This is a genomic window from Pseudomonas sp. GW821-FHT02H09 (genome assembly GCF_059421425.1).
In genome coordinates, this window is record NZ_JBWKVA010000026.1 from 18,566 (window position 1) to 33,620 (window position 15,055).

The following is a 15,055-nucleotide window of genomic DNA, read 5'->3' on the forward strand; positions in this document are numbered from 1 at the left end:
TTGAGACCTTATCCGATTAAGTGTGTGTCGATCGTTATCCCGGTCTACAACGAAGAAGAAAGCTTGCCTGAATTGCTGCGCCGTACCGAAGCGGCCTGTCAGCAGCTCAAGCACGAGTATGAAATCGTCCTGGTCGATGATGGTAGCCGCGACAACTCGGCACAGCTTCTAGAAGAAGCCGCCCAGCGTGAAGGCAGTTCAGTGGTCGCGGTCATTCTCAATCGCAACTACGGCCAGCACGCAGCAATCATGGCCGGTTTCGAGCACTGCAAAGGCGATGTGGTCATTACCCTTGACGCCGACCTGCAGAACCCGCCGGAAGAAATCCCCCGTCTGGTGGAACAAGCCGAACTGGGCTACGACGTCGTTGCCACCGTGCGCAACAATCGTCAGGACTCGGCCCTGCGCCGCTGGCCGTCGAAACTGATCAACCTGGCAGTGCAACGCTCTACCGGTGTCGCCATGAGCGACTACGGCTGCATGCTGCGCGCCTACCGCCGCACCATCGTCGACGCCATGCTGGCCTGCCGGGAACGCAGCACCTTCATCCCGATTCTGGCCAACAGCTTCGCCCGTCACACCACCGAAATCCTGGTGCAGCACGCCGAGCGCGAGCATGGCGAGTCGAAATACAGCCCGATGCGCCTGATCAGCCTGATGTTCGATCTGCTGACCTGCATGACCACTACCCCGTTGCGACTGCTGAGCATCATTGGGTTCAGCCTCGCGGCACTGGGAGCGCTGTTTGCCTTCCTGCTGATCTTCCTGCGCCTGATATTCGGCGCCAGCTGGGCGGGTGACGGCACCTTCGTACTGTTCGCAGTGCTCTTTGTGTTCACCGGCGGCCAGTTCATCGGCATGGGCCTTCTGGGTGAATACCTGGGCCGCATGTACAGCGATGTCCGCGCCCGGCCGCGCTTCTTTATCGAAAAAATCCTACGTAACAAACCCGCTACTCCTGCTCCCGTTGTCACTGTCGACGGTCTGCCTTCCACCACTACTGATCAGGTTTCGCCATGAATCCAAAAGCTGTTGTTTTCGCCTACCACGACATCGGCTGTGCAGGTATCGAAGCACTGCTCAACGCAGGTTTCGAGATTGCTGCCGTGTTTACCCACGCCGATGATCCGAAGGAAAACACCTTCTACGGCTCAGTAGCCCAATTGTGCGCCCGTAAAGGCATTCCCGTGCACGCACCGGAAGATGCCAACCACCCGCTGTGGATCGAGCGCATCGCCAAACTGAACCCGGACTACCTGTTCTCGTTCTACTACCGCAACCTGCTGGGCGAGCAACTGTTGGCTACCGCCAGCAAAGGTGCGTTCAACCTGCACGGCTCGCTGCTGCCAACCTACCGTGGCCGCGCTCCAGCAAACTGGGTACTGGTCAACGGCGAAACCGAAACCGGCGTGACCCTGCACCGCATGGTCAAGCGTGCCGACGCTGGCGCAATCGTCGCCCAGCAACGCGTTGCAATCGACCGTGCCGATACCGCCCTGAGCCTGCACGGCAAGCTGCGTGAAGCCGCTTCCAACCTGCTGCGCGACACCCTGCCGCTGCTTGTTCAGGGCAAAGTCACCGAAACCGCCCAGGACGAATCCAAGGCCACTTCTTTCGGTCGTCGTACCCCAGCGGACGGCAAGCTTGTCTGGAACAAACCTGCCGAAGAGCTGTTCAACCTGGTTCGCGCCGTGACCCAGCCTTACCCGGGCGCTTTCTGCGACGTGGGCGAGCACAAACTGATTGTCTGGAGCGCTGAAGTCGCCAAGGGCAACGAAGGTCTGGCACCAGGTCGTGTGATCAGCGTCAACCCGCTGCGCATCGCCTGCGGTGAAGACTCGCTGGTAATCACTTTTGGTCAGCGCAATGACAATGGCCTGTACCTGGCCGGTCCTTCCCTGGCTAACGAGCTGGGCCTGGTGGACGGCTCCGTGCTGCGCGGTGCCGAATCCGGCCGCAAGCCACGCCGTACCCGCGTACTGATCCTCGGTGTGAACGGCTTTATCGGTAACCATTTGTCCGAGCGCCTGCTGCGTGACGACCGCTACGAAGTCTACGGCCTGGACATCGGCTCCGACGCCATCGAGCGCCTGCGCAGCCACCCGAATTTCCACTACGTGGAAGGCGACATCAGCATTCACTCCGAGTGGATCGAGTACCACATCAAGAAGTGCGACGTGGTCCTGCCGCTGGTGGCCATCGCCACGCCGATCGAATACACCCGCAACCCGCTGCGCGTATTCGAACTGGACTTCGAAGAGAACCTGAAACTGGTTCGCTACTGCGTCAAGTACAACAAGCGCGTGATCTTCCCGTCGACCTCCGAAGTCTATGGCATGTGCCAGGACCAGTACTTCGACGAAGACACCTCCAACCTGGTGGTCGGTCCGATCAACAAGCAGCGCTGGATCTACTCGGTTTCCAAGCAACTGCTGGACCGCGTGATCTGGGCCTACGGTGCCAAGGGCCTGAACTTCACCCTGTTCCGTCCGTTCAACTGGATGGGCCCGCGCCTGGACCGTCTGGACTCGGCCCGTATCGGCAGCTCCCGCGCCATCACCCAGCTGATCCTCAACCTGGTGGAAGGTACGCCAATCCGCCTGTTCGACGGTGGCGAGCAGAAGCGCTGCTTCACCGACATCGCCGACGGCATCGAAGCCCTGGCACGCATCATCGACAACGACAACGATGCCTGCAACGGTCAGGTCATCAACATCGGTAACCCGGAAAACGAAGCCAGCATCCGTCAGCTGGGCGAAGAACTGCTGCGTCAGTTCGAAGCTCACCCGCTGCGCGCCAACTTCCCTCCGTTCGCCGGTTTCCGCGACGTAGAGAGCAAGGCGTTCTACGGCACCGGTTACCAGGACGTGGCACACCGCAAGCCAAGCATCGAAAACGCCAAGCGCCTGCTGAACTGGGAGCCAACCGTGGAGATGAGCGAAACCATCGGCAACACACTGGACTTCTTCCTGCGTGAAGCCATGCTCGAAATCGCGGACAAGCGCTGATGCAGGCAGGTCTTCGGATCGATGTCGACACCTACCGAGGTACCCGTGAGGGGGTACCCCGGTTGTTGGAGATGCTCGATGAAGCACAGGTCAAGGCGACGTTTTTCTTCAGCGTTGGTCCGGACAACATGGGGCGCCATTTATGGCGCCTCATCCGTCCGCAATTTCTCTGGAAGATGCTGCGCTCCAATGCGGCCGGTTTGTACGGCTGGGATATTTTGCTGGCCGGCACTGCCTGGCCAGGCAAACCCATCGGTCGTGATCTCGGGCATCTCATGCGTCAGACGCTTGCGGCCGGGCATGAGGTTGGTTTGCACGCCTGGGATCACCATGGCTGGCAAGCCAACGCCGGGCGCTGGAGTGAAGCGGATCTGATCGAGCAAATTCGTCGTGGCGTCGACAGTCTGAGCGATATTATCGGCCAGGCTGTCGATTGTTCGGCCTCTGCCGGTTGGCGTGCCGATGAACGCGTCATCGAGGCCAAGCAACGTTTTGGCTTCCGTTACAACAGCGATTGTCGCGGTCAGAGTCTGTTCCAGCCGCGGCTGGCTGACGGCAGCCTGGGCGCGCCACAGATTCCGGTCGACTTGCCGACTTTCGACGAAGTCGTCGGGCCGGTGGTTGCCGCCAATGATTTCAACTCATTCATTCTTGATCGTTTCAGCCCTGAAAAGCTGAACGTCTACACGATTCATGCGGAAGTAGAAGGGATTCTGATGGCTAACGATTTTCGTCAGCTGTTGGCTACGGCCAGTCAACGTGACATCCAGTTTCAACCCTTGGGCAATTTGCTGCCCGCCGAGCCTGGCAGCTTGCCTGCAGGCCGGGTGATACGCGGTGCCCTGGAGGGTCGCGAGGGTTGGCTGGGAGTGCAAGGCGCATGACCAACCGTTGGGCGCTGCCTTTGCTGTTGCTGGCATTCGGTTTGTTTTATCTGCTGCCTCTGGCCTCTCACGGGCTGTGGATTCCAGACGAAACCCGCTACGCCCAAATCAGTCAGGAAATGCTCCTGAGCGGTGACTGGATTTCCCCGCACTTCATGGGCATTCGCTATTTCGAAAAACCTGTCGCCGGTTACTGGATGATCGCTATCGGTCAGGCCGTGTTCGGCGACAATCTATTCGGTGTACGGATCGCCTCGGCGCTGAGCATCGGATTGAGTGTAGTCCTGGCCTACCTGATCGCTCGCCGTCTATGGAATGATCCTCGCAAGAGTTTCACCAGCGCCCTGCTCTATACGAGCTTCGCGGTGATCGCCGGCCAGGCCGGGTATGCCAATCTCGATCCGCAATTCACCTTCTGGGTCAATTTGAGCCTGGTGGCGTTGTGGTTTGCGCTCGATAGCGTGAATCAACGCGCCCGCCTCGCTGCGTGGGCAGCATTGGGTTTGGCCTGCGGCATGGGATTCATGACCAAAGGATTCCTGGCCTGGTTGTTGCCGGTGTTGATCGCCCTGCCCTACATGCTCTGGCAAAAGCGTTTGCGTGAGTTGCTGACCTACGGTTGCGTAGCGGTCGTGGTGGCAATTGCGGTGAGCTTGCCGTGGGTCCTGGCCGTCCACGCTCAAGAACCGGACTACTGGCGGTTCTTCTTCTGGCATGAGCACATTCGGCGCTTCGCCGGGGACGATGCCCAGCACTCTCAACCCTGGTGGTTCTACCTGCCGATGCTGGTGGCTTTCAGCCTGCCATGGGCCGGGTTGCTGCCCTCGACATTCAAACAGGCCTGGCAAACCAAACGTCAAGCCAGCATCGGGTTCCTGCTGCTCTGGCTGTTGCTGCCACTGGCGTTTTTCAGCCTGAGCAAAGGCAAGCTCCCGACCTATATCATGCCCTGCCTGTTGCCGCTGGCCTTGCTGATGGGCAATGCGCTGATGGATCGAGTAGCTGCAGCGCGCGGCCGGGCTATCGGCCTGAACGGGCTCCTCAACGCGGTACTGGGCCTGCTCGCTCTGCTGGCACTGGTCTACTTCCAGCTGAAGGAACCGGTGTACGTAGATGAACTCCAGAATCTGGTGCTGGTGTTCATCGTGCTGTTCGGCTGGATCATCTGCAATCTTGTGCAAGCGTTCAGGCCGCTGCGGCTATGGGCCGCTCCGGCGCTCGGCAGCTGGCTGCTGGTGGCATTGGCACCTGCTGCGCTGCCCAACTCGCTGGTCTACAACAAGATGCCCGACCAATTCATCATCGACCATGCTCAGGAACTTGGCCAGACCGGGAAACTGCTGAGCAATGACCTGGGTGCTGCCTCGGCCCTGGCCTGGCGTCTGCAACGCCCGGATGTGGCGCTGTACAACACCGTAGGCGAGGTGAAATATGGCCTGGCTTATCCCGACTCCGCCCAGCGCCAGGTCAATCTCGAGCAGATTCAGCAATGGATGAGCGACGCCCGCAAGACCGGCTCGGTCGGCGTGGTGATGCGGGTCAAAAGCGACGACGAACTGCATGAAATCGAGTTGCTTCCCAAAGATGCCAAGCGCTATGAGCAAGGCAATATCGTGATTCTGATCTTCTCCCAGAGTGCGCCATGACCCTGCTGTTACTACTGACCGCTTGCCTGCTGACCTGTATGGGGCAGATCGCCCAGAAATACGCCGTGGAAAGCTGGCGCGGGACAGATCATGACTGGATCGCCAAGCTGCTCTCCCCATGGCTGTGGCTCGCCCTCGCCTGCCTTGGTTTCGGTTTGCTGGTTTGGCTATTGGTATTGCAGCGACTGGAAGTCGGTATCGCTTATCCGATGCTGAGCCTGAATTTCGTACTCATCACCCTGGTCGCGCGCTTCGTGTTCCATGAGCATGTCGACAGTCGTCATTGGCTGGGAGTCGCCCTGGTCATTGCCGGTGTCGTGTTGCTGGGAGTACACGCATGAATCTGCGCCGCGGAATTATCTTCGCCATGGGCAGCGTGCTGCTGGTCAGCGGTGCGCAACTGGGTATGCGCTGGAGCATGACCCGTTTGCCAGCACCGGCGCAGTGGCTCGAAGCCCTGACCGGCGGCAGTGTCGATCTGCTGGCACTGGGAATAGTGTTCAGCTCTATCCTGGCATATGCCCTGTCCATGCTCTGCTGGCTCGCCGCATTGCGTGACCTGCCACTGGGCAGGGCCTATTCCTTGCTGAGCATCAGCTACGCCCTGGTGTATCTGCTTGCCGCCAGTTTGCCGTTCTTCAATGAACACTTCAGTATGTCCAAAACACTGGGGGTGGCCTTGGTCATGCTCGGTGTTATCACCATTAACTCTTCACGTATACCCCGTCCTAGGGACTCCGTATGAAAATCAGCGTAATTGGTAGCGGTTATGTAGGTCTGGTGCAGGCAACTGTCCTGGCTGAAGTCGGTCATGATGTCATCTGCATGGACGTCGATCAGAACAAAATCAAATTGCTGCAGAAAGGCCACGTCACTATCTTTGAACCAGGGCTGGAGACCATGGTCAAGGAGAACCTGGAGAGCGGGCGCCTGCATTTCACCAGCGACGAAAAGCTGGCGATCGAACACGGGCAAGTGTTGTTCATCGCTGTCGGCACGCCATCGGACGAGGACGGCTCGGCCGACCTGAAATATGTCTTGTCCGTGGGTGACGCGGTCGCACGCCATCGGGTCGAACCGCTGATTCTCGTGGAAAAATCTACTGTTCCGGTCGGCACAGGCGACACCCTGCGGGCGCACATCGAAGAAGTCCTGAACAAGGACGGGCGTACCCTGGAGTTCGATATCGTTTCCAACCCGGAATTCCTCAAGGAAGGTTCGGCCGTCAGCGACTGCCGTCGCCCTGACCGCATCGTCATCGGTTGCGAACGTGAAGAAGTCCGTGAAGTGATGCGCGAACTTTACGCGCCCTTCAACCGCAACCATGACCGCATCATCTTCATGGACCTGCGCAGTGCCGAACTGACCAAGTATGCAGCCAACTGCATGCTCGCGACCAAAATCAGCTTTATCAACCAGATCGCAGAACTGGCCGAACACCTGGGTGCGGATATCGAAGCCGTACGCATGGGCATCGGTGCGGACCAGCGCATCGGCTACCACTTCATCTACCCTGGCTGCGGCTATGGCGGTTCGTGTTTCCCCAAGGATATGCGCGCCCTGATCCACAGTGCCCAGGAAGCGAACTGCTCCAGCGACCTGCTGCAGGCGGTCGAGGCCATCAATGAGCGGCAGAAACACAAGCTTTTCGAGCGCATCAACGCGTTCTACAAGGGTGAGCTGAAGGGCAAGACCTTCGCCCTCTGGGGCCTGGCATTCAAACCCAACACCGACGACATGCGCGATGCGCCAAGCCGGGTGCTGATGGAAGCCTTATGGGCTGCCGGCGCACAGGTACGGGCCTTCGACCCTGAAGCCATGCAAGAGACCCAACGGCTGTACCCGAATCAACAAAACCTGTCGTTGATGGGTACGCCAGAGTCCGCACTGGTGGGCGCAGATGCCTTGATCGTCTGCACCGAATGGCAACAGTTCAAGGCGCCGGATTTCAAGTTGATCGAGCAGCGGCTCAAAGCCCCGGTGATCTTCGACGGGCGCAACCTGTATGACGCCGATCGTCTGGCACGCAAAGGCTTCAAGTACTTCCCGATGGGCCGTGGCGAGTCGCGCAACCTGCCAATCCCTGATCAGCAGTGGCCATCCGCCCCAGTCGTAGCCTAGGAGGCCGCGTGCACGCTTATCCATTGACAAGGATCCGTCAGCAGTCGTTAGGGCTGGGACTTTTGGCGCTGTTGCTGTTCTGCGCCGGGGTCTACCAGCAAACGGCGATAGGCTTCGACACGCGGTTCGTACTGTTCGCTCAGGAAATGCTGCGCCATGGGCCGGGATTCTTCCCGACCACCTATGGCCAGCCTTACGCTGACTACTGGGCCACCTCGACCCTGTTTACCTGGCTGCTGTCGCTGCCATTCGGCCAGGTAAACGCCTTGACGGCCTGGTTGCCCAGCGCCATTGCCTCGGCGCTGATCGTCACGCTGATGTATCGCCTGGTGGCGCCCTACTCCAGAACCTGGGCGCTGCTGAGCATCGCCCTGCTGTTGCTGACCAATACCTTCATCACCGAAACCCGTGCCGTGTCCCTCGACCAGATGGTCGCGGCCGTGACCTTTACCGTGTTCTACCTGGGCTATGCCGCCGACCATTTCGCCGCACCACGGCGGCTGGTCTGGATACTCGCGCTGCTGGTACTCGGTTTTGCCATTCGCGGGCCCATCGGGCTGGTGGTACCCACTGGCGTGCTGTGCAGCTATTACCTGCTCAACGGCCAGTGGCGCCGGATGATCAGCGTCGGCTTGCTGGCCGGGCTGCTGCTGGCGGCGGGTATCGGTCTGCTGCTGTGGCTGGCGAACGTCAGCGGTGGTTCGGCTTTCGTCCAGGACGTGATCCGCATGCAGTTCATGGGGCGCATGGACGGCAGAGAAGGCTCCAGCGGCCTGTTTTTTTACTTCAGCAGTTCGCTTGGCAACTTTGCGCTGGCCTACCCGCTGGCGCTGTTGGTTTTGGCATCGGTGATAGCGGCTGGTCGTCAGCATCAACGGCCGGCATTACGTTTGCTGTTTTTTTGCGCTGCCGCCGGGCTGATCGTGATGATCGGTTTGTCCATACCACAGGCCAAAAAAGCCCGCTACCTGTTGCCGATGGTGCCCATGGCCGCAATCGTTGCAGCTTATCCGTTCCAGGTCGCACAAGGCCGGGTGTTCCTCTGGCTTCGAGGCTTGATGCAAGGGATCTGGTTGTTGCTGCCTGGCTTGCTGATCGCCGGGTTGTTGTTCGCTCAACGACGGTTTCCTGAGCAACTGCCCTCGATCACTTCGATGCTGATACTCCTGGCAGTGCTACAACTGGCGGCACTGGCGCTGCTGTTCAAATCCCGCTGGCGTGCAGTGGGGCTGGCGTATTGCGCCGTGCTGGCCGTGTGGTCCAGTTTCATCCTGGTCGTCGAGCCTGCCGAGCGTGAGTTGTATGACACGCGCGCCTTCACCCTCGCCGCTCACGATATGATCCAGCACGATCCGGCGACCGTCGTCCTGCACGCCATGGGGAAAGACGCCAAGGCCATCAAGTTCATGGTCAATCTCGAGCAGGACCTGCAACCAACCTTCACTGACGCGCCGCAAGACCTTGAGCGAGTACAAGGACCCGCGTGGCTGGTGATGGATAAAACCGACTACCTCGCCCTGCAAGGCACCCGATTCGCTGCATTACAGCCTCTGCTGACCGGGCGTTTCGACAAGAATGACTACGTGCTGCTGCACTTGCCGCAAGCACAGCCCTGACCGGCCTCCCGCCAAAGCGACAGGTAACGCTTAACGCCCTCCAATACAGCCGTCAGAAGTATTTCTGACGGCCCCTCCTATTCCCTCATGCATGAATTTTTCGCAGCAAAATCCGACAGCGATATAGGTAACCGCCACCTATGAGCGTCCCTCTAGCGGATCATAATCAACCCGTAGCAGCGACTCGGATTAAAGTTCTTCAGCCACTCAACAACCCTTCATAGACGCGACCCAGAAACGTTACTTCTGAGTTCCTCGTTTAAACACCATAGGCGCCTCCCGGCCCCTGGATTTCCAAAGACAACTGGCCCATCAGGAAACGGCCTTCAGGTCGACTCCCAAGGCATTCGCGAACGCTTTTACCAGCGGGCTGCGAACGATGTTATGCCGCAAGATCAGATTGAATGGCGTGCTGAAGTTAATCAGATCCGGCCGCAGCGCCCTTAACTCCCCTCGCGCCACCAGAGCCGCTGCATAGTGCTGCGGAAGAAAACCGACAAATCGTCCGGTTTTGATCAACATGGCGACGGCTTCAACCTGAGAAGCCGACGCGGAGTCACTGTCGTAGACAGCGAAGTTGGCTTTATCCCGATGAATGGCATAACGGTGATTGATGAACTGATGGTCCTTGAGTACATCGACACTCATGTCACTGTCCGCCGCGTTGAACAACGCATGCCCGACAGCGCAGTAAGCCTCTGATCTTTCTTCGTAGAGATTAAAATAATCAAACTCTTCTCTTTTTTGATACACGGGTACTATTCCGGCGACTAAACGCCCTTCCACCACGCCCCGTTCCACTTCATCTAACTGAGCCGCATGCAGTCGAAACCTGACCTTGGGCGACTCATCATGAATCCGCCTTAACGCTGCCACTAACGGCGACTGCTCATCTGAAATAGTATTATCAATAACGCCGACACTAAGGTCGCCAATCAATTCATTCTGCGCGCAACTAAGGCGATCCCGAAAGTTATCAACCGAGGCAAATAACTCGATCGATGCCTGATATACCAGAGTGCCTTCTTCGGTCAGGCAAAAACCTTCGCGACCACGGGTACACAGGCGCATGCCAATGCGAATTTCCAGATCCGAGATCTGTTTGCTGATGGCCGCAAGACCCACATTCAGCTCATTCTGGGCGGCACTGAAGCCTCCGGCCTCGACCACAGCCTTGAACACCTTGAGCAGTTTGAAATCCAGACCACTGAGCGCCAAAGGTGCTCTATGCACGGTTTTCGGTGGTGGGTTTCCAGAATTGGAAAGTGGGGTTTCCATAATGCTTATTTACCTCACGCGCCCTATTCAACAGGCTGTGCTCAACAACAAAAACATAGCCGACCAATAATAATGAACACAGAAAACAAGGCTTGGCAACTACAAATAAATCCATCAATCAGCCTCAACCTGCTGATGTCGAACGATTTAAAGTTGACACTTCGATCAGCTCTCGCCACTTGCAACTGCCCTCTTGAAAACTGCATGACCTCAACACGGTCCGACTTATTCGATTAAGCCCCGGTCACCTGTTACGGACATGCGTACCGCCTTCAGTTCGAGTTACCGACGAGGAAAATAAAAATGACTCAACCTACCGATCGTCTGTGGGGAGCGCGCTTCAAAAGTGGCCCTTCCGAGGCCCTGGCAGCACTGTCGCGTTGCCCCGAACGCTACTTCCGCTTGACCCCGTATGACCTCGCTGGCTCCAAGGCCCATGCCCGTGAATTGCAGCGTGCAGGCCTGCTGGATGAGCAGGAAACCCTGAAAATGCTCGCAGCCCTCGAGCAAATCGGCGTTGATTTCCGCGACGCTCGCATCAGCCCGACCCAGGATGACGAGGATGTCCATACCTTCATCGAGCGTCTGCTGACCGAGCGTCTCGGCGCTCTGGGCGGCAAGCTGCGGGCCGGCCGTTCACGCAACGACCAGACCGCCAACGACCTGCGGTTGTTCCTGCGTGACCACGCCCGCACCCTGACGGTCGAAGTATTGGCTCTGCAGCAAGCGCTGGTGGATCAGGCCGAGCAGCACATCGAGAGCATCTGCCCGGGCTTTACCCACCTGCAGCAGGCCCAACCGATCGTCTTCGCCCACCACTTGCTGGCCCACGCCCAATCCATGTTGCGCGACGTGCAGCGTCTGGTGGACTGGGACGCGCGCACCGCCCTGTCACCCTTGGGCGCTGCGGCCATGGCCGGCTCCGCCATCGCTCGAATGCCCCAGCAGTCGGCCAGGGAAATGGGCTACAACGGTGTCTGCGAAAACTCCATCGACGCCGTGGCCAGCCGCGATCACGTCGCTGAATTCCTGTTCGTCGCCAGCATGCTCGGCATCAACATTTCGCGCCTGGCCGAGGAGTTTTGCCTGTGGTCATCCCGGCAGTTCCGCTGGGTCGCACTGGACGATGCCTATGCCACCGGCAGCTCGATCATGCCGCAGAAGAAAAACCCGGACATCGCCGAACTGGCACGCGGCAAGGCTGGCCGGCTGATCGGTAACCTCACCGGCCTGCTCTGCACCCTCAAATCCTTGCCGCTGTCCTACAACCGCGACCTGAGCGAAGACAAGAACGGCGTACTCGATACCGTCGATACCTTGCTGCTGGTGCTGCCGGCCATGGCCGGAATGGTCGCGACCATGAAGGTCAACGTCGAAGAGTTGCGTCGTCAGGCACCGCTGGGCTTCACCCTTGCCACCGAAGTTGCTGACTGGCTCGCGGTTCGCGGCGTGCCGTTCAAAGAAGCCCACGAAGTTACCGGCGCCCTGGTCCAGGCCTGTGAAAAGCACGGCATCGAACTCTGGGAAGCCTCACCGGCGTTGCTCGCCGAGGTCGATGCACGGTTGACACCGCAGGTGCGCGAAAGCCTGACCCTGGAAGCGGCGATCGCTGCTCGCAGTGGTTGGGGTGGCACCGCGCCGCAACAGGTGCGCGAGCAGCTCGGCCGGCTGAAAACCGCCCTGGCCGCACAGCACCAATGGGCCGAGGACTACAACGGCTTTCGTCTCTGAAACCCTGAACACCTGTAGGAGCGAGCTCGCTCGCGATGGACTCAAGGACGGCGCTTTTATTCAGAAAGCATGCGTTATCGTTAACGTCCATCGTCGGAACGCCGCCCGGAGCAAGCTCGCTCCTACTGTGTTCGCCGTTGCCTTTTTTGAATGACCGATAGACCGCAGGTGCCGTCAGCCTGCGTTCGGAGAAACAACATGAGCCAGACCCAGGCACAGCGCCTCCTTGCCGAGCGCAAACAAGCCGAGAATCAGTTCGACATTACCCAGTACGAACACGTACCCCGGCGTTACTACGGGCGAATCATCTTCGCTACCCTGATCGTCGTCGCCTTGCTGGGGCTGGTGCGCGCGTTTGCCGAAGGCCAGATCGAGTGGTCGTACATCGGCCAGTTCCTGACCTCCAAAGCGATCCTGTTCGGCCTGTTCAACACCATCGTCATGGCGATTCTGGCCATGGCCCTGGGCGTGGTATTCGGGGTCATCACGGCGATCATGCGCATGTCGCAGAACCCGATCCTGCGCTACGTGGCCGTCACCTACACCTGGCTGTTTCGCGGCACGCCACTGATCCTGCAACTGCTGTTGTGGTTCAACCTGGCGCTGATCTTCCCCACCATCGGCATACCCGGTCTGTTCGAACTGGACACCGTCAGCCTGATGACGCCCTTCATCGCCGCCCTCCTCGGGTTAAGCATCAACCAGGGTGCCTACACCGCCGAAGTGGTACGCGCAGGATTGCTCTCGGTGGACACCGGCCAGTACGAAGCCGCCAAGTCAATCGGCATGCCGCGCTTGCAGGCGCTGCGCCGGATCATCCTGCCTCAGGCCATGCGCATCATCATCCCGCCGGTGGGCAACGAGTTCATTGGCATGGTCAAGATGACCAGCCTGGCCAGCGTGATCCAGTACTCGGAACTGCTCTACAACGCCCAGAACATCTACTACGCCAACGCCCGGGTGATGGAATTGCTGATCGTCGCCGGCATCTGGTACCTGGCCGCCGTTACCGTCTTGTCCTTCGGTCAAAGCCGCCTGGAGCGTCGCTTCGCCCGTGGCGCTGGTAAGCGCTCTTAAGCCGCGCTGGAGAATTGAACATGAGAAGCATCGTCAAGGCTGTCAGCCTCAACAAGTACTACGACAACTACCACGCGCTCAAAGATGTCAGCCTGGAAGTCGAGCAAGGTGAAGTGCTGTGCGTGATCGGCCCCTCCGGCTCCGGCAAGAGCACCCTGCTGCGTTGCGTCAACCAGCTGGAAAAAATCGACAAGGGCGGTCTCTGGGTCGACGGCGAACTGGTGGGCTACCGGATCGTCGGCAACAAGCTGCACGAACTCAACGAAGCGCAGATTGCCCGCCAGCGCCTGGCCACCGGCATGGTGTTCCAGCGTTTCAACCTGTTCCCGCACATGACGGTGCTGCAAAACATCATCGAAGGCCCTTGCCAGGTGCTCAAGCGCTCGCCCAAGGAAGCCCAGGAGGATGCCCTGGAGTTGCTCGCGCGGGTCGGCCTGGCCGACAAACGCAATAGCTACCCGATCGAACTCTCCGGCGGCCAGCAGCAACGGGTAGCCATTGCCCGTGCCCTGGCCATGCGCCCGAAACTGATGCTGTTCGATGAACCCACTTCGGCACTCGACCCGGAACTGGTCGGTGAGGTGCTGTCGGTGATGCGCGATCTGGCGCAGACCGGCATGACCATGATCGTCGTCACCCATGAATTGGGCTTCGCTCGCGAAGTCTCCAACCGCATGGTGTTTATGGATGGCGGGCAGATCGTGGAGGCTGGAAGCCCCGAAGAAATTCTAATAAGTCCACAAAACCCTCGCACCCAAAGCTTCATTTCTGCCGTTCGCACCTAGGTCCGGTTTCGGATCTCACAACAACTCAAAAAGAGAACGACCATGAAGAAATTTGTCATTCCAGCAGTCATCACCGGTCTATTGGCTTCATCCGCAGTCTGGGCCACCGAGTTGCCCGCCAGTATCAAGAGCAAGGGCGAAATCGTTGCGGCAATCATGCCCAACTACCCGCCGATGGATTTCAAGGACCCGGCCAGCAACACCCTCACCGGCCTCGACTACGACCTGGGCAACGCCCTGGCTGAACGTCTGGGGGTGAAGATCAAATGGCAGGAAACCGGCTTCGAGCAAATGATCAACGCGCTGAGCACCAAGCGTGTGGACATCGTGCTCTCGGGCATGACCGACACCGCCGAGCGGCAGCAAACCGTGACCTTTGTCGACTATTTCACCAGCGGTCCGCAGTTCTACACCTTGCAGAAAAACACCGCGATCAATGACAGCATCGACTTGTGCGGCAAAACCGTCGGCACCAGCCGCCGGACTACTTTCCCGGCAGAAATCGCCGAGTGGAGCAAAGCCAACTGCGAAGCGGCCGGCAAACCGGCGATAAAAGTGGTGGGTTCCGAAGGCTCGGCTGATGCCCGCGCACAACTGCGCCAAGGTCGACTGGATGCGGCGATGCAAGGCAGCGAAACCTTGTCGTACCTCAAGACTCAGGAAGCCAACACCTTCAAAACCCTCGGCACACCGATCTCCGTGCAGTTCTCGGGGCTTGGCGTCAGCAAGAGCAACCCGCAGCTGGCCGAAGCCATCAAAGTTGCCCTGCAAAGCATGGTTGCCGACGGCAGCTACCAGAGCATCCTGAAGAAATGGGACCTGAGCCAGGGAGCGATCGAGACGGTGGCTATCAATAACGGTAAGTAGGTTTTCGGTTGGGTGGGTTTCGCAAAGGTCGAGATTGACGAC

Annotated in this window: 13 protein-coding genes; 12 read left to right on the forward strand and 1 reads right to left on the reverse strand. The window is 59.0% G+C overall.

Going from position 1 to position 15,055, the window contains the following annotated elements:
- The 8 genes from arnC to AC07VR_RS27430 are packed head-to-tail and all read left to right on the forward strand — an operon-like array spanning position 1 to position 9,275.
- Positions 1–1,020: an undecaprenyl-phosphate 4-deoxy-4-formamido-L-arabinose transferase gene (gene arnC / locus AC07VR_RS27395; protein WP_494991387.1), complete on the forward strand. Its 1,020-nt coding sequence runs from the start codon at positions 1–3 to the stop codon at positions 1,018–1,020.
- Positions 1,017–3,008, forward strand: coding sequence for a bifunctional UDP-4-amino-4-deoxy-L-arabinose formyltransferase/UDP-glucuronic acid oxidase ArnA (arnA, locus tag AC07VR_RS27400; protein ID WP_495013121.1), 1,992 nt, complete (start codon positions 1,017–1,019; stop codon positions 3,006–3,008). Before arnC ends, arnA begins: the two co-directional genes overlap by 4 nt.
- Positions 3,008–3,892, forward strand: coding sequence for a 4-deoxy-4-formamido-L-arabinose-phosphoundecaprenol deformylase (arnD, locus tag AC07VR_RS27405; protein WP_494991385.1), 885 nt, complete (start codon positions 3,008–3,010; stop codon positions 3,890–3,892). The genes arnA and arnD overlap by 1 nt, the downstream gene beginning before the upstream one ends.
- On the forward strand, positions 3,889–5,538 hold the full coding sequence (gene arnT, locus AC07VR_RS27410) for a lipid IV(A) 4-amino-4-deoxy-L-arabinosyltransferase (protein WP_494991384.1): 1,650 nt from the start codon (positions 3,889–3,891) through the stop codon (positions 5,536–5,538). The genes arnD and arnT overlap by 4 nt, the downstream gene beginning before the upstream one ends.
- On the forward strand, positions 5,535–5,879 hold the full coding sequence (arnE, locus tag AC07VR_RS27415) for a 4-amino-4-deoxy-L-arabinose-phosphoundecaprenol flippase subunit ArnE (RefSeq protein ID WP_494991383.1): 345 nt from the start codon (positions 5,535–5,537) through the stop codon (positions 5,877–5,879). Before arnT ends, arnE begins: the two co-directional genes overlap by 4 nt.
- A complete protein-coding gene (gene arnF, locus AC07VR_RS27420) occupies positions 5,876–6,283 on the forward strand; it encodes a 4-amino-4-deoxy-L-arabinose-phosphoundecaprenol flippase subunit ArnF (RefSeq protein ID WP_494991382.1) in 408 nt (135 codons plus the stop codon). Before arnE ends, arnF begins: the two co-directional genes overlap by 4 nt.
- The gene (locus AC07VR_RS27425; RefSeq protein WP_494991381.1) at positions 6,280–7,659 is read left to right on the forward strand and encodes a UDP-glucose dehydrogenase family protein; all 1,380 of its coding nucleotides are present in this window, start codon (positions 6,280–6,282) and stop codon (positions 7,657–7,659) included. The genes arnF and AC07VR_RS27425 overlap by 4 nt, the downstream gene beginning before the upstream one ends.
- 8 nt (positions 7,660–7,667) lie before the next feature.
- Positions 7,668–9,275, forward strand: a complete 1,608-nt coding sequence (locus AC07VR_RS27430) for an ArnT family glycosyltransferase (protein WP_494991380.1) — start codon at positions 7,668–7,670, stop codon at positions 9,273–9,275.
- Between the two features lie 312 nt (positions 9,276–9,587).
- Here AC07VR_RS27430 and AC07VR_RS27435 read toward each other — a convergent pair whose 3' ends face one another.
- Complete coding sequence (locus AC07VR_RS27435; RefSeq protein WP_494991379.1) at positions 9,588–10,553, reverse strand: LysR family transcriptional regulator; 966 nt, start codon at positions 10,551–10,553, stop codon at positions 9,588–9,590.
- A gap of 303 nt (positions 10,554–10,856) precedes the next feature.
- Between AC07VR_RS27435 and argH the strand changes: the two genes are divergently transcribed.
- The 4 genes from argH (at position 10,857) to AC07VR_RS27455 (ending at position 15,013) form a co-directional block, all read left to right on the forward strand.
- Positions 10,857–12,284: an argininosuccinate lyase gene (gene argH, locus AC07VR_RS27440; protein WP_495013122.1), complete on the forward strand. Its 1,428-nt coding sequence runs from the start codon at positions 10,857–10,859 to the stop codon at positions 12,282–12,284.
- Positions 12,285–12,482: 198 nt separating this feature from the next.
- Positions 12,483–13,361, forward strand: a complete 879-nt coding sequence (locus AC07VR_RS27445; protein ID WP_494991377.1) for an amino acid ABC transporter permease — start codon at positions 12,483–12,485, stop codon at positions 13,359–13,361.
- A gap of 20 nt (positions 13,362–13,381) precedes the next feature.
- Positions 13,382–14,146 (forward strand): amino acid ABC transporter ATP-binding protein, encoded by a 765-nt coding sequence (locus AC07VR_RS27450; RefSeq protein ID WP_494991376.1) that lies wholly within the window; start codon positions 13,382–13,384, stop codon positions 14,144–14,146.
- Positions 14,147–14,188: 42 nt separating this feature from the next.
- Positions 14,189–15,013 (forward strand): ABC transporter substrate-binding protein, encoded by an 825-nt coding sequence (locus tag AC07VR_RS27455; RefSeq protein WP_494991375.1) that lies wholly within the window; start codon positions 14,189–14,191, stop codon positions 15,011–15,013.
- The last annotated feature ends 42 nt before the right edge of the window (positions 15,014–15,055 follow it).